The sequence below is a fragment of the Mesorhizobium sp. W067 genome, assembly GCF_054719525.1.
This window is the reverse complement of the sequence record NZ_JBTTII010000001.1, coordinates 175,631-194,479: the sequence shown is the minus strand read 5'-3', so window position 1 is coordinate 194,479 and position 18,849 is coordinate 175,631. Positions and strand designations below refer to the sequence as shown.

Sequence of the window (18,849 nt, the reverse complement as noted above, 5' to 3'; positions counted from 1 at the left end):
CTCCTATCTTTCCAGGACCAGTGACTTGCCTTCGAAGCGCGACACGCACGGCATGATCTTGCAGCCGGAACGGTGGTCTTCCTCACTAAGCCAGTGGTCGTTGTGGATGAACTTGCCGTCATACGAGACGACGTTGGTCTCGCACTGGCCGCAGACACCGCCGCGGCAGAGATAGGGCGGATCGACGCCGGCGGCCTCGATGGCTTCGAGCAGGCTCTGCTGCTCGCCGACGCGGATGGTCTTGGCGCTGACGGCAAGTGTGACGTCGAACGGCAGGCCGGGCTGGGGTGCCGCGAAATGCTCGTAATGCACGGTCTCCGCCGGCCAGCCGAGAGCCGCGGCGCGCTCGCGCACCCAGTTGATCATGCCGGCCGGGCCGCAGACATAGAGATGGGTGCCGAGCGGCTGCGAGGACAAGAGACGGTCGAGTTCGATGCGCTCGCCGCGGTCGTCGTGATAGAGCCGGACGCGACGGCCATAGCGCTCCTGCAGCACATCGGCATAGGTGCCGAGCGAGGCGGTGCGGCAGGTGTAGTGCAGCTCGAAATTGCCGCCGGACCCGGCGAGCTGCGCGGTCTGCGCCATGAACGGCGTGATCCCGATGCCGCCGGCCAGCATCAGATGCTTCTTTGCCCTGAGGTCGAGCGAGAACAGATTGACGGGGTAGCTGACCACCATCTCCAGGCCAGGCTTGACGCTCCGGTGCATGAACAGCGAGCCGCCGCGGCCGACATCGTCGCGGCGCACCGAGATGGTGTATTCGCGGGTGTCGAGCGGCGACCCCATCAGCGAATACGGATTGAGCCTTGTGCGGTCGCCATCGCGCATCTCGACCACGACATGGGCGCCGCCGGAAAAGGTCGGCAAAAGCTCACCGCCACGGCGGCGGAAATGGAAGCGTGTCACCAGTTCGTTGACCGGGACGACGTCGCTGACGACGACATCGAGCTTGGTGGTGCCGGTGCTCATGGGAAGACCTCCTCGATGGGAGGAATCTCCGAGCGATCCTCGGCATTTATGCAGACGCCCTGGAATGCTGCCAGCCGTCGCGAATAATGATCGCGCACCAGAAGCAGCAGGCCGCAATGCGCGCAGGTGGCCGGCTGCGTCGTCACATTTTCGGTGATGCCTTTGCAATGCACGCACTGCATGCGCCGCGCCAATGAGCCGCGATGCTCGGTCTGCATGGAGGTATGATCGATGCCGGCTTCGAGCGCCACCTGCATGGCCTGGCCGATCAGCCCTTCGGTGCCGGCGAGATAGAGGCGCAGGCCCATATGCGCGTTGGCAAGCGTCTGCTTCAGCCGGGGCAGCAGGCTGGCGAAGGTTGGCGCGACATGAAATTGCGCGGACTTCAGTGCCTCAAGAGCGGCAACGTGCTTGCCGTCGGCCCCGGGAATGAAGACGATTTCGGCGCCGTCGAAGAAGCCGGGGGGCGCCGTCCTTGCCATATCGACGATCGTCAGCGCGCCTTCCGCATCCGCCACGAAAAGATGATGCTTGCCGGGCTGCGGGGACAGGGTTCCGTAAATGGGCCGGCTGATGATCGTTTTGGCTGCCATTCTCTACTTCGTACCTCGAAACCCTCGCTGTCGATTGTGCCTCAGCCTTTCGCCGTGCGCTTGGTTTTTTTGGGATCGTCGAAGGGCAGAGGCTGCGCCGTCGCCCTGATCGAACCGCTCTTGTTACGGATCTCGAGCCTGGTGTCCTTGACCGCGCAGTCGACGTCGAGGCGGGCGATGCCCATCGATTTCTCGACCAGCGGCGAATACATGGCGCAGGTGACCACGCCCACCTTTTTGCCGTCGCGATAGACCGGCGCGCCCTCATCCGCGGGTTGCTTGCCGTCGAGCAGCACGCCGTAGATCTTGAAGCGCTCCTTGCCCTTGAGGCGGTAATGCTCTTCGGCGCCACGAAAGCCGGTCTTGCCGGGGCTGACGGTGAAGTCGAGGCCGAGCTCCCACAGCGTGTCGCCGGGGCCTTCGTTCTCGAACGGATATTTCTGCGAGTTGTCATAGGGATAGAACAGCAAATAACTTTCGACGCGCAGCATATCGAGCGTGGTGAAGCGGCACGGAATGATGCCGGCGCTCTTGCCCTCGTCGAGGATCCTGTCCCAGATCGTGCCGGCGTCCTGGCCGCGGCAGAATATCTCGTAGCCGCGCTCGCCGGTATAGCCGGTGCGCGAGATCATGACGGGAAAGCCGAACAGCTGCGTCTGCATATGATGGAAATAGTTGAGGTCGCGAATGCCCGGCACATGCTTTGAGAGATAGTCGACCGCGGTCGGTCCCTGCAGCGACAGGTCGTGCAGATTGTCGTCGAAGCGCAGCGATACGTCGCGGCCGACGGAAGCGCGCTGCAATTCCTCATGGCCGGTGCCGGAGCCGTGCACCACCATCCAGGCGTTCGGCCCGGTGCGGTAGAGGATGCAGTCGTCGGTGAATTTGCCGGCCTCGTTCAGCATGCAGGCATAGGCCGACTTGCCGGGATAGATCTTCTCCACGTCGCGCGTCGTTGCCAGGTCGATGAGGTGTGAGGCGTGCGGCCCGGTGATGTGAACCTTCTTCAGGCCCGACACATCCATCAGCCCGGCCCTGCTGCGGATGGCGGTGTATTCCTCGTCGGCGTCCTTGTCGTAGGTCCAGGCGGTGCCCATGCCGCTCCAGTCTTCGAGCTTCGCGCCTAACGCGCGATGGCGATCCGCCAGGGTCGAAAATCTCCAGGATGCCGTCATGCGCAAATCCTCCGTTCGAAAATGCTATTGTGTTCCCGGCTCCCTGCGCGGAGGCGGGAGCATTTGGTCGAATATTGATCGCAAACGTCCTGATGCCGCAATACCCGCAAGCAAATAATTTCATTGTCAGGCAATATTTACCGCTGGGGACAAACGGTTAACCCAACGTAAAATCGGCTTGACAATTGCTGGATTCGGCCCGAATTTATGAAAAAAATTTCACTCTGTTGAAAGAGGGCAGCGGGCGGCCAATTCGGGGTCGGGCGCTGGAAAAGGGGAAACCGATGTCAGACCTGCAGCAGCGCATCGAAGCGCTGTACCGTTCCGACCTGCGCGGATCCGCGCTCCTGATCATCTGCCTTTGGGCGACGATCCTCTTCGTGCTCGTCATGACATGGCCCTACATCCCGGACACCGGGATCAAGATGGTCGTCGCGATCGCGGCGGCCGCAGTGCTGATCTTCAACACGGCCGCCATCCTGGCGATGGTCAATCACTACAAGGAAGACAAGGACTTCATCTACGGTCTCGACATCAAGAACGCCGACGCGGCCCGCAGCCGCAAGTCCTGAAAATAGAACGTCCTGAGGGGTAGAAGACATGTCGCGCTACACGCCGCCGGAACAAGGCAAGGCCGGGCAGATTTTCGATATCGTGGTCGTCGTGGTCGCCATTTTCGTGGCGCTGTGGCTGCCATTGAAACTCGGCCTGGCGGGTGCGGCGAAATCCATCGACGCGCTCGATGCCAAGACCTGGGAAGCGTTGGGACAGAACCCGACCATGGCCTCGATCTGGGAAAAGCTCGGCTATACGCCGGAGACCGCGCACGACATCATCCAGAACCGCTTCCACTACATCATCGACTGGCCGACGCTGATCATCATGGCGGCGGTGCTGATCGGCTATTTTGTCTTCCTGTTCCGCGCCTCCGACCGCGAATATCGCGACGTCATCAACGAAAAGTTCGACGACAAGTAACGCCAGAGATTTTGGGGAAGCACGCTCATGTGGGTCGCACTCTCTTACGCATCGTGGGGCATCTCGGTCGTGCTTGCGCTGTGGATGCTCTACGACTGGTTCAAGATCGACACGACCTATTCCGAGGAGGTGCTGACTTCCTCGCGCGAAGGCGAGCTTGAAGCCGCTTCCGAAAAACACCGGATCTGAGTGGGGATTGAACAATGACGATCACGCTTGAACCGGCAATACACGGCGACAGAGTTTCACTGCTACGCGTGCTCGGCCCGGCCCATGTCTGGGCGCTTGGCGTCGGCATCGTGCTGGTCGGCGAATTCACCGGCTGGAATTTCTCGGCGGACAAGGGCGGCGCACTGGCGGCGCTGATCGTCTGCTGGGTGGTCGGGCTCTTGTACACTTCGGTCGCCATGATCGACTCCGAGGTGACATCGACGGTTGCCGCCGCCGGCGGCCAATACGCGCAGGCTAAGCACATTGTCGGGCCCCTGATGGCCTTCAACGTCGCGCTGTTCCTGGTCTTTGCCTACACCATGCTGGAGGTTTCGGACGCCATCCTGCTCGGCGACACCATCGTCGCCAAGGCCGGCGTCGAAGGGCTCACCCACAACTCCTTCATTGCCGCCACCATCGTCGTGCTGGCATGGCTGAACTATCGCGGCGTGCTGATGACGCTCAACGTCAACTTCGTCATCACGGCGATAGCCTATGTCTCGATCGTTATCCTGTTCTTCTCGGTCAGCCCCTGGACGCAGGGTGCTGTGCTGAAGCTCAACGAGCTGGTCACCCCCGGCAATGCGCTGCCCTATGGCTGGATCGGCGTCATCGCGGCCTTCCAGTTCGGCATCTGGTACTATCTCGGCATCGAAGGCACCACGCAGGCCGCCGAGGAAGTGCGCTCGCCGGCGCGTTCGCTGCCTTACGGCACCATGGCCGGCATGATCACGCTTTTGATCGCCGCCGCCATGACCTGGTATGTCTGCGCCTCGCTGATGCCCTGGGAGTACCTCGGTATCACCTATTATCCCTTGTGGGACGCCGGCAAGCTGACCGGCAGCCCGCTGCTGGAAAACCTGTTGTTCGTCGCCACGCTGCTCGCGGCACTGGCGTCGGCCAATGGCTGTATCAACGATGCGGCCCGCGCGTGGTTCTCGCTTGGACGCGACCGCTATCTGCCGACATGGTTCTCGGCCGTGCACCCGAAATACCGCACGCCCTATCGCTCGATCCTGTTCCTGCTGCCGATCGCGCTCGCCTTCGCCTTCATTGCCGACCTCAACCAGGCGATCACCTTCTCGATCCTGTCGGGCGTGCTGCAATACACCTTCATGAGCATCAACATCATGATGTTCCGCAAAAAGTGGCCGCTGGGCACGATCCGCCGCGGCTATACGCACCCGTTCCACCCGATCCCGGCCATCGTGTTGTTTTGCCTCTGCGTGGTGACATTCTTTGCGATCTTCCTCGGCTACGGCACGCAGCTGATCGCCATGGTCGCCTTCTACTTCCTGATCTCGCTGTGGTTCCACTTCTACCGTTACCGCTATGTGCGTCGCGGCGACCAGTTCACCATGCCGTGGCCGAAGCCGCAGGGCTATTGACAGGAGAGGGCCTGCCGGTCTGGGCGGGCATGGCGTGACGAGGTGTCTGACGTGACGACAGCATTGCTGGCCGGGGCGGTCGCCGTGGCTCTCGTCCTGCACCTCGCCTGGCATACGCGCGCCAGCCGCAAAAAGGCCAAGGCTGATCTTGCAGCCGAGGCAGCCAGCATCCGGACCGTCATCACAGATGCCGTTGATGTCTCCGATGGCACAGCCGGCGTTGTCACCTGGGCCGGCACATGGAACGGACAGCGCGTGCAGCTGCGCACCATCGTCGACACGCTGGCAACGCGAAAGCTGCCGGCGCGATGGTTGAGTGTCACGATCGCAGAGCCGGTTGCGGTGCCGGCGACCTTCGACATGATGATGCGGCCGGGCTCGCCGACGACCTTCTCCAATTTCGATCACCTCCAGCACACACTGCCGAAGGCACCCGGATTCCCGGCCGAAGCGGTGCTGCGAACCGACCTCAGGGCGGCGCGCTTTCCGCAAAACCTGATCGCCAGCCATCTCGACATCTTTGCCGAAGGTCGCGCCAAGGAACTCTTGATCACACCGAATGGCGTGCGCATCGTCTGGCTGCTGGCCGAGGCCGAGCGGGCGCGCTACGGCGTGTTCCGGCAGGCCGCATTCGGCGGCGCAAGGCTGGATCCAACGCTGGTCGAGAGACTGCTGACCTCAGCATCGGCGCTGCGCGATGCCATCAACCGACAGGAAAGGCAGGTGGCATGAACGCCCCCCTACCCCCACCGGCAAACCCCTATCTCGTGCTCGGCGCCGCAATCGTCTTGCCGGCCAGCGGCCACGTCATTCTGGGCGTGCCTGTGCGCGGCCTGCAATTCCTGTTCTTCATGGTGATCCTCGCCTGGGTGACAGCCAAGATCGCGCCGGCCGACGCCAGCTTCGTCGGCCGCCACGCCGGCGGCTTCCTGATCTATGCGCTGTCGATCCTCGACGCCTACAAAATCGCCCGCATCCGCACCGCTACATGGTTTCACAGCGCCCGCGACGGCAGCGATAGTGCACCAAGCGGCATCGAACCGCATACGTAACTACAGGAATATTTTTTTCATATGATTGAATTCGCACGACGCATTCGATACATCATCGTCTAGTGGTAACGCCGGGAGGCTGACATGTGTGGAATCGTCGGACTTTTTCTGAAAGACAAGTCGCTTGAGCCGCAGCTCGGCTCGATGCTGTCGCAGATGCTGATATCGCTCAGCGATCGCGGCCCCGACAGCGCCGGCATTGCCATCTATGGCGCGCCTTCCAGGAATGAAGCCAAGATCACCATCCAGTCCGCGAAGCCCGAGCGCGATTTCCGCGGCCTCGACGCCGAACTCGCGAAGGCCATCGGCGCGCCGGTGAGCATAGCGGTGAAGTCCACCCATGCAGTGTTGAGAACCGCGCCCGACAAGGTCGATGCCGCGCGCGAAGCGCTGCAGTCAATCCGCCCCGACGTGCGCATCATGGGCGCCGGCGAAGCGGTGGAAATCTACAAGGAAGTCGGTCTGCCGGAAGCGGTCGTCGACCGCTTCGACGTCCGCTCGATGACCGGCACGCATGGCATCGGCCATACCCGCATGGCGACGGAATCGGCCGTCACCACTATGGGCGCGCATCCGTTCTCGACCGGCGCCGACCAGTGCCTGGTGCACAATGGCTCGCTGTCCAACCACAACAATGTGCGGCGTGAGCTGGTGCGGGAGGGCATGAAATTCGAGACCGAGAACGACACCGAGGTCGCCGCCGCCTATCTCTCCTCGCAGATGGCGCATGGCAAGAACCTCGGCGAGGCGCTGGAAGGCACGCTGTCCGACCTCGACGGCTTCTTCACCTTCGTCGTCGGCACCAAGAACGGTTTCGGCGTGGTGCGCGATCCGATCGCCTGCAAGCCCGCCGTCATGGCCGAGACCGACCAGTATGTCGCCTTTGGCTCGGAATATCGGGCGCTGACCAAGCTGCCCGGCATAGACAATGCGAGGGTCTGGGAGCCGGAACCCGCAACCGTCTATTTCTGGGAGCATTGAGCCCATGCCGGCAACCAAACTTTCGAAGGCGGCGCAAGACCAGGCGTCCCGGGTCTTCGATCTTGATGTGTCGTCGCTGCGCGAGCTCAACCAGGCGCTTCACAATCTGACGCCCGGCTCCAACGAAACGGCGTGGGAAGTGCTGCACCCGAAGGGCAGCCATTCGGTTGCGGTCGGCGTCGACCAGCCTGTCAGCATCGATGTGCGCGGCAGCGTCGGCTACTACTGCGCCGGGATGAATGACGGCGCTGCCATCACCGTGCACGGCTCGGCCGGACCTGGCGTCGGCGAAAACATGATGTCGGGCTCGATCGTCATCAAGGGCGACGCCAGCCAGTATGCCGGCGCCACCGGCAAGGGCGGGCTGCTCGTCATCGAGGGCAACGCCTCGTCGCGCTGCGGCATCTCGATGAAGGGCATCGACATCGTCGTGCACGGCAATATCGGCCACATGTCGGCCTTCATGGCGCAGTCCGGCAATCTGGTGGTGCTGGGCGATGCCGGCGACGCACTTGGCGATTCCATCTACGAAGCGCGGCTGTTCGTGCGCGGCAACGTCGAAAGCCTGGGCGCCGACTGCATCGCCAAGGAGATGCGGCCCGAGCATATCGAACTGCTGCAGGGACTGCTCGACCGCGCCGGCGTCACCGGCGTCAAGCCGTCGGAATTCAAGCGCTACGGCTCGGCGCGCACGCTCTATAATTTCAATATCGACAACGCCGACGCGTATTGAGGCAGCATGACCTACAAGAACCCGCCGACGACGCCGCGCAAATCCGCGACCTTCGACGACTACACACTCTCCGAAATCCGCCGTGCGGCTGCGACCGGCATCTATGACATCAGGGGCGCCGGGGCCAAGCGCAAGCTGCCGCATTTCGACGACCTCTTGTTCCTCGGCGCCTCGATCTCGCGCTATCCACTGGAAGGCTATCGCGAGCGCTGCGACACGTCGGTGGTGCTGGGCTCGCGCTATGCCAAGAAGCCGATCGAGCTGAAAATCCCGATCACCGTTGCCGGCATGAGCTTCGGGTCGCTGTCCGGCCCGGCCAAGGAAGCGCTCGGCCGTGGCGCCACACTCTCAGGCACGTCGACCACCACCGGCGACGGCGGCATGACCGAGGAAGAGCGCGGCCATTCCAAGCAACTGGTCTACCAGTACCTGCCGTCGCGCTACGGCATGAACCCCAGGGATTTGCGCCGCGCCGACGCCATCGAAGTGGTCGTTGGCCAGGGCGCCAAGCCGGGCGGTGGCGGCATGCTGCTTGGCCAGAAAATCTCCGATCGCGTTGCCGAAATGCGCACGCTGCCGAAAGGCATCGACCAGCGTTCGGCCTCGCGCCATCCCGACTGGACCGGGCCGGACGATCTCGAGATCAAGATCCTCGAACTACGCGAGATCACCGACTGGGAAAAGCCGATCTACGTCAAGGTCGGTGGCGCCCGCCCCTATTATGACACTGCACTTGCGGTGAAGGCCGGCGCCGATGTCGTCGTCGTCGACGGCATGCAGGGCGGCACGGCGGCCACCCAGGAAGTATTCATCGAAAATGTCGGCCAGCCGACGCTTGCCTGCATCAGGCCGGCGGTGCAGGCGCTGCAGGATCTCGGCATGCACCGCAAGGTGCAGCTGATCGTGTCGGGCGGCATCCGCAATGGCGCCGACGTCGCCAAGGCGCTGGCGCTCGGCGTGGACGCGGTGTCGATCGGCACGGCAGCGCTGGTCGCACTCGGCGACAATGATCCGCGCTGGGAAGCGGAGTACAATGCGCTCGGCACCACCGCCGGGGCCTATGACGACTGGCACGAGGGCCGCGACCCCGCGGGCATCACCACGCAGGACCCCGAACTGATGAAGCGGGTTGATCCGGTCGCCGCGGGACGGCGTCTGGCGAACTACCTCAAGGTGATGACACTGGAGGCGCAGACCATTGCGCGTGCCTGCGGCAAGAACAGCCTGCACAATCTCGAGCCCGAGGATCTCGTAGCCCTCACCATCGAAGCCGCCGCCATGGCCGGCGTGCCGCTGGCCGGCACCAACTGGATACCGGGGAAAAACGGCTTCTAAAAAACACATCAAAATAAGCGAGGAACTATAATGGGGAACGATCTCGCCGCATTCGCCAAAGAGAACGGCGTCAAATATTTCATGATTTCCTACACCGACCTGTTCGGCGGCCAGCGCGCCAAGCTGGTGCCGGCGCAGGCGATCGCCGACATGCAGAAGGACGGCGCCGGCTTCGCCGGTTTCGCCACTTGGCTCGACCTGACGCCGGCGCATCCTGATATGCTGGCGGTGCCGGATCCGGATTCGGTGATCCAGCTGCCGTGGAAGCGCGATGTCGCCTGGGTCGCCGCCAACTGCATCATGGACGACAAGGAAGTCGAGCAGGCGCCACGCAACACGCTGCGCCGGCTGATTGCGGAAGCCGCCACTGACGGTATGCATGTCAAGACCGGCGTCGAGGCTGAGTTCTTCCTGATCTCGCCGGACGGCAGCGTCATCTCCGACAAATACGACACGGCTTCAAAACCCTGCTACGACCAGCAAGCGGTGATGCGCCGCTACGATGTCATCGCCGAGATCTGCGATCATATGCTGGCGCTGGGCTGGAGCCCCTACCAGAACGACCATGAGGACGCCAACGGCCAGTTCGAGATGAACTGGGCCTTCGACGATGTGCTGGCGACCGCCGACAAGCACTCGTTCTTCAAGTTCATGGTCAAGTCGGTGGCGGAAAAGCACGGCCTGCGCGCGACCTTCATGCCTAAGCCCTTCCAGGGCCTGACCGGCAATGGCTGCCACGCCCATATTTCGGTGTGGGACAAGGCCGGCAAGGTCAACGTCTTTGCCGACAATGCGATGGAGCTCGGCCTGTCGGCTAAGGGCAAGAATTTCCTTGGCGGCATCATGAAACATGCCTCGGCGCTGGCCGCCATCACCAACCCGACGGTGAACTCCTACAAACGCATCAACGCGCCGCGCACCATTTCGGGCGCCACCTGGGCTCCGAACACGGTGACCTGGACCGGAAACAACCGCACCCACATGGTGCGCGTGCCCGGCCCCGGCCGCTTCGAGCTGCGGTTGCCGGACGGCGCCGCAAACCCTTATCTGCTGCAGGCCGTCATCATTGCCGCCGGTCTCGACGGCATCCGCTCCAAGGCCGATCCCGGCAAGCGCTACGACATCGACATGTACCAGAACGGCCACACGGTGAAAGGCGCGCCGAAGCTGCCGCTCAATCTGCTCGACGCGCTTCGCGAATACGACAAGGACAAATCGCTCAAGGCGGCGCTGGGTGAGGAATTCTCGTCGGCTTATCTAAAGCTGAAGCACCAGGAATGGAATTCCTATGCTTCGCACTTCACGCAATGGGAGCGCGACCACACGCTGGACATATAATCGTCCCAGCTGTGCGAGCGACCTCGGAATGACCTGATGAAATATTCGATCTTCTCGCTCGCCCGTGCTGCCCTTTCCGGCCACAAGAATTGGCAGCGCACCTGGCGCGATGCGCCGCCCAAGGACCACTACGATGTGGTGATCATCGGCGGCGGCGGCCATGGGCTCGCCACCGCCTGGTTCCTCGCCTGCGAGTTCGGCATCAGAAACGTCGCCGTGCTGGAAAAGGGCTGGATCGGCTCCGGCAATGCCGGCCGCAACACCACCATCATCCGTTCCAATTACGGCCTGCCCGGCAATACCGGCTTCTACGAGCTTTCGATGAAGCTTTGGGAGCGGATGGAGCAGGACCTCAACTATAACGCCATGGTCAGCCAGCGCGGCGTCCTCAACCTCTATCATTCCGATGCGCAGCGCGACGCTTATGCGCGGCGCGGCAACACCATGCGCATCAATGGCATAGATGCCGAACTGCTCGACCAGGCGGCGCTGAAGAAGATGCTGCCGTTCCTGAATTTCGACCATGCGCGCTTTCCCGTGCAGGGCGGCCTCCTGCAGCGCCGCGGCGGTACGGCGCGCCACGACGCGGTGGTCTGGGGCTATGCCCATGCGGCGAGCGAACTCGGCGTCGACATTATCCAGAACTGCGAGGTCACCGGCTTTGTCCGGGATGGCAACGGCAAGGTGGCCGGTGTCGAGACCTCGCGCGGCAAGATCGGCGCCGGCAAGGTCGGCATGGCGGTTGCGGGTTCCTCCTCGCGCGTCGCCGCAATGGCTGGCCTGCGCCTCCCGATCGAAAGCCATGTGCTGCAAGCCTTCGTCTCGGAGGCGATCAAGCCGCTCATTCCCGGCGTCATGACCTTCGGCGCCGGCCATTTCTATGTCAGCCAGTCGGACAAGGGCGGGCTGGTCTTCGGCGGCGACATCGACGGCTACAATTCCTATGCCCAGCGCGGCAATCTGCCTGTCATGGAGGATGTCTGCGAGGGCGGCATGGCGCTGATCCCGATGATCGGTCGCGTGCGGCTGTTGCGCCAATGGGGCGGCATCATGGACATGTCGATGGACGGCTCGCCGATCATCGACAAGACGCCGGTCGACGGACTCTATCTCAATGCCGGCTGGTGCTATGGCGGCTTCAAGGCGACGCCGGGGTCGGGCTTGGTCTTTGCCCATCTGCTGGCGCGTGACGAAACGCACAAGGAGGCGGCTCGTTTCCGCCTCGACCGCTTCCGGACTGGCGCCATGATCGACGAAAAGGGCCAGGGCGCCCAACCGAACCTGCACTGAGGCTGGCGAGATGCGTATTGTCTGTCCCTTCTGCGGCGAACGCGAACTCGGCGAGTTCAGCTATCTCGGCGACGCCAAGCCTGTACGGCCGGCGGCGGATGCCGGCGAAGATGCCGTCTACGACTATGTCTATCTGCGCGACAACATCGCCGGCGTGATGGCAGAGAACTGGTATCACGGCGGTGGCTGCCGGGCCTGGCTGAAGGTCACCCGCAACACGCTGACGCACGAGATCTCGGCGGTGGAGCCGGCGGCGGGCGCCGGGGCGAGGCAGGTGGCGAAATGAGCTATCCTGTCGAAATCGTAGCCGTCGCGAAAAGCGCCAGCCCCCTACCTCCCCCTTGTGGGGAGGTCGGACCGCAGGTCCGGGTGGGGGTCGGTGCCGCACCCCCACCCCGCTGCTGCGCAGCGACCCTCCCCACAAGGGGGAGGGTAAGGGGCGGCGCCATCCTTCGCCATGACACCATATGGATCAGAGGCTGGACATCGTGACCTCTCATCGTCTCTCATCCGGCGGTCTCATCGACCGTTCCACCCCCCTCACCTTCCGCTTCGACGGCACGACATTTTCCGGCTTCCAGGGCGACACGCTGGCGTCGGCGCTGGTCGCCAATGGCGTCAAGCTGGTCGGCCGCTCGTTCAAATACCATCGTCCGCGCGGCATTCTGACTGCGGGCTCGGAAGAACCCAACGCGCTGGTCGAACTGCGCACCGGCGCACGGCGCGAGGCCAACACCAAGGCCACGACGGCCGAACTCTATGAAGGCCTCGAAGCGGCCAGCCAGAACCGCTGGCCGTCGCTGCGCCACGATGTGATGTCGGTGAACCAGCTGTTCGCACCGATCTTCGTCGCCGGCTTCTACTACAAAACCTTCATGTGGCCGGCAAAATTCTGGGAAATGGTCTACGAGCCGGCGATCCGACGCGCCGCGGGTCTGGGTCGCGCGGCGGTCACCCCCGATCCGGATCACTACGACAAGGCCTGGGCGCATTGCGATGTGGTGATCGCCGGCTCCGGTCCGGCCGGTCTCGCCGCCGCACTCGCTGCAGGCCGCAGCGGTGCGCGCGTCATCCTGTGCGAAGAAGATTTTGCGCCCGGCGGCCGTCTGTTGTCGGATGGCGGCACGATCGACGGTCTGCCGGCCGCGGAGTGGCTGTCGCGCACACTGGCCGAGCTCAGCTCGATGCCGGATGTCCGCATCATGACCCGCACGACCCTGTTCGGCGTCTATGACGGCGGTACCTATGGCGCGATCGAGCGGGTCAACGATCATCTGCCGGTGCCGCCCGAGCATCAGGTGCGCCAGCGCCTGTGGCGCATCGTGGCCAAGCGCTGCGTCGTCGCCGCCGGCGCGATTGAGCGTCCCATCGTCTTTGCCGGCAATGACACGCCCGGCGTGATGATGGCGTCCGCCATCCGCACCTACGTCACACGTTATGCGGCGACGCCGGCAAAGCGGATCGCGCTGTTCACCAACAATGAGGATGGCTGGCGCACGGTCGAGACGGCACTCGGCGCCGGGCTGCAGATCGCGGCGGTGATCGACGCGCGGCCTGACGTCTCGCCTGCCCATCGTTCTCTCGCTTCCAGGAACGGCTTCACCGTGCTGCATGGTTCGGTCAGCGGCGTCGACGGCGGCAAGGACGGCGTAAGAAAAATAGCGGTGTCGCTGACCGGCGGCGCGCGCGCCGAGGTCGAGGCCGACGGGCTTGCCGTTTCCGGCGGCTGGAATCCGGCGGTCGGGCTCACCTCTTACCATCGCGGCCGGCCGAAATGGCGAGACGACATCGCCGCCTTCGTGCCGGACGGCGCGCCGCCCGGTATGGTCGCCGCAGGTGCGGCTAACGGCGACTTCGGGCTAGGCGCCTGCCTGCGCGCAGGTTTCGAGGCCGGCGCCGCAGCGGCGCGGGACGCGGGACGCAATGGCAATCCGGGCTCTGCAGCTGTTGCCGGCGACGAGTCCTTCTCACTGACCCCGCTCTGGCACGTCGCCGGCAAAGGCAAGGCCTTTGTAGACCAGCAGCATGACGTCACCGCGTCCGACATCGAGCTGGCGCAGCGCGAGGGTTTTGAATCGGTCGAGCATCTGAAGCGCTACACCACGCTCGGCATGGCGACCGACCAGGGCAAGACGTCCAATGTCGCCGGCCTCGCCATCATGGCGGCGGTGTCGGGCAAATCCATTCCCGAGACGGGCACGACCATCTATCGCCCGCCCTACGTGCCGGTCGCCATCGGCGCCTTTGCCGGCCACCATCGCGACGAAAATTTCCATGCGACGCGGCTGACGCCGTCGCATCACTGGGCGGCCGAACAGGGCGCGATCTTTGTCGACACCGGCCTGTGGAAGCGCGCGCAATGGTATCCGCGCGCCGGCGAGAAAGACTGGCTGGAATCGGTCACCCGCGAGGTCAAGGCGGTGCGCGGCGGCGTCGGCTTCTGCGATGTGTCGACGCTGGGCAAGATCGATGTGCACGGCCCCGATGCCGGCGCCTTCCTCGACCGCGTCTACATCAACACCTTCTCAAACCTTGCCGTGGGAAAAGCCCGCTACGGGCTGATGCTGCGCGAGGACGGCCTCGTCTATGATGACGGCACGACCTCGCGGCTGGCCGATGACCATTATTTCCTCACCACGACCACGGCGAAGGCCGGGCTGGTGATGCAGCATCTCGAATTCTGCCGGCAGGTGCTATTCCCCGAACTCGACGTGCAACTGACCTCGGTCTCCGACCAGTGGGCGCAATTCTCGATTGCCGGGCCAAGGACGCGAGACCTGTTGAAGGAAATCGTCGACCCTGCCGAGGACCTTTCGAACGAAGGTTTTCCATTCATGGGCGTGCGCGAAGTCGCTTTGCGCGGCGGCATCAAGGCGCGGCTGTTCCGCATCTCCTTCTCCGGCGAGATGGCGTTCGAGATTTCGGTGCCGGCGCGTTACGGTGAAGCGATGGCACGCAATTTGATGCTGGCGGGAAAACCGTTCGGCGTGACGCCGTATGGCACAGAAGCCCTCGGCGTCATGCGCGTTGAAAAGGGCCATGTCGCCGGACCGGAACTGAGCGGCACGACGACCGCCGCCGATCTCGGTCTCGGCAAGATGATGTCGACCAAGAAGGATTTCATCGGTCGCGTCATGGCCGGCCGCGAGGCGCTGGTGGCGCCGGACCGGCAGGTCGTGGTCGGCATCAAGCCGGTCGACAAGGCGCGCCGCCTGCGCTCCGGCGCGCACATCATCCCGAAGGGCCAGACGCCCGGGCCTGATAACGACCAGGGCTACGTCACCTCGGTCTGCTTCTCGCCGACGCTCGACCAGTGGATCGGTCTCGGCCTTGTCGAGCGCGGCCGCGAACGCATCGGCGAGATCGTCCACGCGCATGATCCGCTGCGCGGTGAAGACTACGATGTCGAACTCTGCAATCCCGTCTTCTACGATCCCGATGGAGGGCGCCAGCGTGGCTGACTTTTTCTGGGATGTTCGCAGCCCGCTCGAGCGCGCGCTCGCTCCTGGCGCTTGCGGCCCGCAAGGCGATGCCGGTGTGTCGCTGACCGAGATCCGCAATTTCGACCTCGTCCAGGTGATGGCACGGCGCGGCAAGGCGGGTGATTTGGCCGAGGCCGCGAACGCTCGTTTCGGCGTCGCGGCTCCGGAAACGCCGAAGGCAATTGGCACCGCTGATGCGACGCCGATCTGGTCGGGACCGGATCAGTTTTTTGTCCTGTCGAAGGGTGGCAGGACTGAGGTGCTCGCTCAGACCTTTGCATCTTCCGCTTCGCTATCCGACCAATCGCATGCACGCGTGCTGATCAGCATCTGCGGCCTCAAGGCGCGCGCCATGCTGGCGAAACTGTCGTCGATTGATTTGCATCCCGATGCGTTTCCGGTTGGCGCTGCTGCCGCGACCTCGATGGATCACACCAGCGTCACGCTCTGGCGTGGTGGTGACAAGGCGGATGGGCAGGCGGTGTTCAACCTCCTGGTGTTTGCGACGTTTGCCGAAAGTCTGTGGCACACGATGTTGGATTCGGCTGCGGAGTATGGTGTGGCTATCGGGCATTCCGAGGAGCTTTAGCTCGATAGTTTCAGATGTTGGCGCCGCCCCTCATTCCCCTGCCGGGCATTTCTCCCCGTATAGTGACGGGGAGAAAGAAGCTGGTCGCAGCCTCGGCGCTCGTCCTGCAACGCTGGCGATTGGCGAAACCGGCGACGACAGCATCCTTCGCCCCGTTTACGAGGAGAAGATGGGCAGCCAGATGAGGGGCGGCGCTGGCGTTCGGAAGATGGGTTTGATTGGAAGGGTCTAACCTGCAGCGACCGCGTCGAGAACGCCACCTCCACCTTGCCAAACCCAACCGCGCTGCTATTCTTGCTGCTAAAATAATTTTACACACAGGCAAACATGTTTCTCTAACCGCAAGGCTGAGATGAGCCAGTCGCCCTACCCTTCAGTGACAGCTGGGCCGCCGCGGCCGAGCCTCGTCGTGAGGCCCGGACAGATCGCGCTGCCGCCGGGCATGGAGCGGTATACGATCCAGGGCAATGGCGCGGTGCTGATCGAGGTCGAGGCCGGCGATACGTTCACCGTGCGCAATGTCGAGGGCGGGCAGGCTTGCGAGTTGCTGGCCTGGGGCAGGACCGGCGCCACCGATCCTTCCATCCTCGGCGAAAAGTCCAACAGCAATGCCGCCGGGATCAAGGCGCTTCTGGCCGAGGGCGATGACAGCCTGGCTTCCGTCCGTCGTGGCCTTGAGCGCCGCCAGGTGCAGCTCGACGAGCCCAAGGCGGTGCGTGTGTTCGGCGGCGCAACGCCTGCCGGCACCGAGCAGGCATTCACGGTCACGCGCGACGGCGCGATGCTGATTGCCGCACCCGGCGGGCCGATGCTCGTCGACGGCCATTATACGGCAACGCCGCTCACCGTCATGGTGCGCCGCGCCACCGTGCGCCTGAAGACAAAGTCGCAGCTGGCCGATCCGCTTGCCGATCTGGTGCTCGATCTGCGCGTCCATTCGGCGACAGCCGAATCCTACTTCGTCAAGGCCGGCGACTACCTGCAGATCATCGATGTCGACGGCCGCCAGTGCACCGATTTCCAGTGCTTCTCGGCGCGCAAGCTGGACAAGGGGCTGGACCATCCGCTCGACGTTACGACCACGCGCACGCTGATGGGGTCGAGCTACCCGATGCCCGGCCTTCACTCGAAATATTACGACCAGGACATGGAGCCATTGGTCGAGGTTATCCAGGACACGTGCGGCCGGCATGACGCCTTCGCGCTCGCGTGTGCGGCCAAATATTATGACGACATCGGCTATCCCGGCCACACCAACTGCTCGGAGAATTTCAATCGCGCGTTGGCCGACAAGGGTGTGACGCCCCGTGCCGGCTGGATGGCGATCAACTTCTTCTTCAACACGGCGATCGACGCCCATGGCGTGATGGTGTCGGACGAGCCGTGGTCGCGGGCGGGTGACTATGTGCTGCTCAGGGCGCTCACCGACGTTGTCTGCGTCTCCTCCGCCTGTCCCGACGACACGACACCGGCCAATGGCTGGAACCCGACCGACATCCATGTGCGAACCTATTCCGGCCAGCACAAATTCTCGCGAGCGATCGCCAGACGCATGACGCCCGATTCGGAACCGAAAATGACCCGCGAGACCGCCTTCCATTCCAGCTTCGCCAAGCACACCCGCAACTTCGTGGAATACCGGGGTTATTGGCTGGCCAATTCTTTCGCCAAAGAGGGGCCGATCGCCGAGTACTGGGCCTGCCGGCAGGACGCGGTGATCATGGACCTGTCGCCGCTGCGCAAGTTCGAGGTCACCGGTCCCGATTCCGAAGCGCTGCTGCAATACACGTTGACCCGCGACGTCAAGAAGCTCGGCGTCGGCCAGGTCGTCTATTCCGCCATGTGCTACGAGCATGGCGGCATGATCGACGACGGCACGCTGCTGCGGCTCGGCAAGGACAATTTCCGCTGGGTCGGCGGCGATGACCTGTCCGGCGAATGGCTGCGCGACACCGCCAGAAAACTCGGCCTCAAAGTGCTGGTGCGCTCGTCCACCGACCAGATGCACAATGTCGCTGTCCAAGGGCCGAAGAGCCGTGACATTTTGCGAGAGGTGGTCTGGACCTCGCCGCTGCAACCGTCGATCGACGAACTCGAATGGTTCCGCTTCGCTGTCGCGCGCATCGGCGGCGGCAATGGCATTCCGGTCGTGGTGTCGCGCACCGGTTATACCGGCGAGCTCGGCTACGAAATCTGGTGCCACCCACGCGACGCCGAAAAAGTGTTCGATGCCATCTGGGAGGCCGGCCAGCCGCACGGGCTGAAGCCGATGGGCCTGCAGGCACTCGACATGGTGCGCATCGAAGCCGGGCTGATCTTCGCCGGTTACGAATTCTCCGACCAGACCGACCCGTTCGAGGCGGGCATTGGTTTCACCGTGCCGTTGAAGACCAAGACCGACGATTTCATAGGCCGCGAGGCGCTGATAAGGCGCAAGGAACATCCGCAGCACAAGCTCGTCGGCCTCGACATCGACAGCAATGTCGCGGTCGGCCATGGCGATTGCGTGCATGTCGGCCGCGCCCAGATCGGTGTCGTCACCTCGGGCATGCGCTCGCCGGTGCTGGACAAGAACATCGCCCTGGCGAGGCTTGACGTCACCCATGCGGCCACCGGCACAGAGGTGGAGATCGGCAAGCTCGACGGTCATGCCAAGCGGCTGCCGGCGCGGGTGGTGGCCTTCGCTCACTACGATCCGCAAAAGACCAGGCCGCGATCCTGAGGGTTGCACCCCCG

General features: G+C 63.6%; 18 protein-coding genes. 15 read left to right on the top strand and 3 right to left on the bottom strand.

Going from position 1 to position 18,849, the window contains the following annotated elements; genetic code table 11:
• Positions 1-3: 3 nt before the first annotated feature.
• The 3 genes from ACYG97_RS00835 to ACYG97_RS00825 are packed head-to-tail and all read right to left on the bottom strand — an operon-like array spanning position 4 to position 2,737.
• Positions 4-969, bottom strand: a complete 966-nt coding sequence (locus ACYG97_RS00835) for a PDR/VanB family oxidoreductase (RefSeq protein ID WP_023732163.1) — start codon at positions 967-969, stop codon at positions 4-6.
• Positions 966-1,562, bottom strand: coding sequence for a dimethylamine monooxygenase subunit DmmA family protein (locus ACYG97_RS00830; protein ID WP_023732164.1), 597 nt, complete (start codon positions 1,560-1,562; stop codon positions 966-968). The genes ACYG97_RS00835 and ACYG97_RS00830 overlap by 4 nt, the downstream gene beginning before the upstream one ends.
• A 41-nt stretch (positions 1,563-1,603) precedes the next feature.
• Positions 1,604-2,737: an aminomethyltransferase family protein gene (locus tag ACYG97_RS00825; RefSeq protein ID WP_023732165.1), complete on the bottom strand. Its 1,134-nt coding sequence runs from the start codon at positions 2,735-2,737 to the stop codon at positions 1,604-1,606.
• 185 nt (positions 2,738-2,922) lie between these two features.
• On the opposite strand from ACYG97_RS00825, the gene ACYG97_RS00820 reads away from it, so the two are divergent.
• From ACYG97_RS00820 to ACYG97_RS00750, 15 genes are all read left to right on the top strand, one after another.
• Positions 2,923-3,309 carry a hypothetical protein gene (locus ACYG97_RS00820; protein WP_245260716.1) on the top strand — a complete coding sequence of 129 codons (387 nt, stop codon included), beginning with the start codon at positions 2,923-2,925 and terminating at the stop codon, positions 3,307-3,309.
• A 28-nt stretch (positions 3,310-3,337) separates the two neighbouring features.
• Positions 3,338-3,715 (top strand): hypothetical protein, encoded by a 378-nt coding sequence (locus ACYG97_RS00815; protein WP_023668545.1) that lies wholly within the window; start codon positions 3,338-3,340, stop codon positions 3,713-3,715.
• 27 nt (positions 3,716-3,742) lie between these two features.
• Entirely contained in the window at positions 3,743-3,904 is a 162-nt protein-coding gene (locus ACYG97_RS00810) for a hypothetical protein (RefSeq protein WP_023668546.1), read from the top strand.
• A 14-nt stretch (positions 3,905-3,918) separates the two neighbouring features.
• Positions 3,919-5,313, top strand: coding sequence for an APC family permease (locus ACYG97_RS00805; RefSeq protein WP_023668547.1), 1,395 nt, complete (start codon positions 3,919-3,921; stop codon positions 5,311-5,313).
• A 42-nt stretch (positions 5,314-5,355) separates the two neighbouring features.
• Positions 5,356-6,045 carry a hypothetical protein gene (locus tag ACYG97_RS00800; RefSeq protein ID WP_023732167.1) on the top strand — a complete coding sequence of 230 codons (690 nt, stop codon included), beginning with the start codon at positions 5,356-5,358 and terminating at the stop codon, positions 6,043-6,045.
• A complete protein-coding gene (locus ACYG97_RS00795) occupies positions 6,042-6,365 on the top strand; it encodes a hypothetical protein (protein ID WP_023732168.1) in 324 nt (107 codons plus the stop codon). Before ACYG97_RS00800 ends, ACYG97_RS00795 begins: the two co-directional genes overlap by 4 nt.
• Positions 6,366-6,449: 84 nt before the next feature.
• Complete coding sequence (locus tag ACYG97_RS00790; RefSeq protein WP_023668550.1) at positions 6,450-7,346, top strand: class II glutamine amidotransferase; 897 nt, start codon at positions 6,450-6,452, stop codon at positions 7,344-7,346.
• Between the two features lie 4 nt (positions 7,347-7,350).
• Positions 7,351-8,079, top strand: a complete 729-nt coding sequence (locus ACYG97_RS00785) for a GltB/FmdC/FwdC-like GXGXG domain-containing protein (protein WP_023732169.1) — start codon at positions 7,351-7,353, stop codon at positions 8,077-8,079.
• 6 nt (positions 8,080-8,085) lie between these two features.
• Entirely contained in the window at positions 8,086-9,414 is a 1,329-nt protein-coding gene (locus ACYG97_RS00780; RefSeq protein ID WP_023668552.1) for an FMN-binding glutamate synthase family protein, read from the top strand.
• 30 nt (positions 9,415-9,444) lie between these two features.
• Positions 9,445-10,752, top strand: a complete 1,308-nt coding sequence (gene glnT, locus ACYG97_RS00775; RefSeq protein ID WP_023696631.1) for a type III glutamate--ammonia ligase — start codon at positions 9,445-9,447, stop codon at positions 10,750-10,752.
• A 36-nt stretch (positions 10,753-10,788) separates the two neighbouring features.
• The gene (locus tag ACYG97_RS00770; protein WP_023732170.1) at positions 10,789-12,042 is read left to right on the top strand and encodes a sarcosine oxidase subunit beta family protein; all 1,254 of its coding nucleotides are present in this window, start codon (positions 10,789-10,791) and stop codon (positions 12,040-12,042) included.
• 10 nt (positions 12,043-12,052) lie between these two features.
• Positions 12,053-12,328 carry a sarcosine oxidase subunit delta gene (locus tag ACYG97_RS00765; protein WP_023732171.1) on the top strand — a complete coding sequence of 92 codons (276 nt, stop codon included), beginning with the start codon at positions 12,053-12,055 and terminating at the stop codon, positions 12,326-12,328.
• Between the two features lie 181 nt (positions 12,329-12,509).
• The gene (locus tag ACYG97_RS00760) at positions 12,510-15,503 is read left to right on the top strand and encodes a sarcosine oxidase subunit alpha (RefSeq protein ID WP_031253312.1); all 2,994 of its coding nucleotides are present in this window, start codon (positions 12,510-12,512) and stop codon (positions 15,501-15,503) included.
• Positions 15,481-16,113 carry a sarcosine oxidase subunit gamma family protein gene (locus tag ACYG97_RS00755; RefSeq protein ID WP_084023662.1) on the top strand — a complete coding sequence of 211 codons (633 nt, stop codon included), beginning with the start codon at positions 15,481-15,483 and terminating at the stop codon, positions 16,111-16,113. Before ACYG97_RS00760 ends, ACYG97_RS00755 begins: the two co-directional genes overlap by 23 nt.
• 352 nt (positions 16,114-16,465) lie before the next feature.
• Complete coding sequence (locus ACYG97_RS00750) at positions 16,466-18,835, top strand: DUF1989 domain-containing protein (protein ID WP_023732174.1); 2,370 nt, start codon at positions 16,466-16,468, stop codon at positions 18,833-18,835.
• The last annotated feature ends 14 nt before the right edge of the window (positions 18,836-18,849 follow it).

Bases quoted from the DNA above. Each gene is read 5' to 3' on its own strand.
- ACYG97_RS00760 (WP_031253312.1), top strand. From the start codon at position 12,510: ATGGATCAGAGGCTGGACATCGTGACCTCTCATCGTCTCTCATCCGGC.
- ACYG97_RS00750 (WP_023732174.1), top strand. From the start codon at position 16,466: ATGAGCCAGTCGCCCTACCCTTCAGTGACAGCTGGGCCGCCGCGGCCG.
- glnT (WP_023696631.1), top strand. From the start codon at position 9,445: ATGGGGAACGATCTCGCCGCATTCGCCAAAGAGAACGGCGTCAAATAT.
- ACYG97_RS00790 (WP_023668550.1), top strand. From the start codon at position 6,450: ATGTGTGGAATCGTCGGACTTTTTCTGAAAGACAAGTCGCTTGAGCCG.
- ACYG97_RS00810 (WP_023668546.1), top strand. From the start codon at position 3,743: ATGTGGGTCGCACTCTCTTACGCATCGTGGGGCATCTCGGTCGTGCTT.
- ACYG97_RS00765 (WP_023732171.1), top strand. From the start codon at position 12,053: ATGCGTATTGTCTGTCCCTTCTGCGGCGAACGCGAACTCGGCGAGTTC.
- ACYG97_RS00805 (WP_023668547.1), top strand. From the start codon at position 3,919: ATGACGATCACGCTTGAACCGGCAATACACGGCGACAGAGTTTCACTG.
- ACYG97_RS00770 (WP_023732170.1), top strand. From the start codon at position 10,789: ATGAAATATTCGATCTTCTCGCTCGCCCGTGCTGCCCTTTCCGGCCAC.
- ACYG97_RS00825 (WP_023732165.1), bottom strand. From the start codon at position 2,737: ATGACGGCATCCTGGAGATTTTCGACCCTGGCGGATCGCCATCGCGCG.
- ACYG97_RS00780 (WP_023668552.1), top strand. From the start codon at position 8,086: ATGACCTACAAGAACCCGCCGACGACGCCGCGCAAATCCGCGACCTTC.
- ACYG97_RS00835 (WP_023732163.1), bottom strand. From the start codon at position 969: ATGAGCACCGGCACCACCAAGCTCGATGTCGTCGTCAGCGACGTCGTC.
- ACYG97_RS00815 (WP_023668545.1), top strand. From the start codon at position 3,338: ATGTCGCGCTACACGCCGCCGGAACAAGGCAAGGCCGGGCAGATTTTC.
- ACYG97_RS00785 (WP_023732169.1), top strand. From the start codon at position 7,351: ATGCCGGCAACCAAACTTTCGAAGGCGGCGCAAGACCAGGCGTCCCGG.
- ACYG97_RS00755 (WP_084023662.1), top strand. From the start codon at position 15,481: ATGGAGGGCGCCAGCGTGGCTGACTTTTTCTGGGATGTTCGCAGCCCG.
- ACYG97_RS00795 (WP_023732168.1), top strand. From the start codon at position 6,042: ATGAACGCCCCCCTACCCCCACCGGCAAACCCCTATCTCGTGCTCGGC.
- ACYG97_RS00830 (WP_023732164.1), bottom strand. From the start codon at position 1,562: ATGGCAGCCAAAACGATCATCAGCCGGCCCATTTACGGAACCCTGTCC.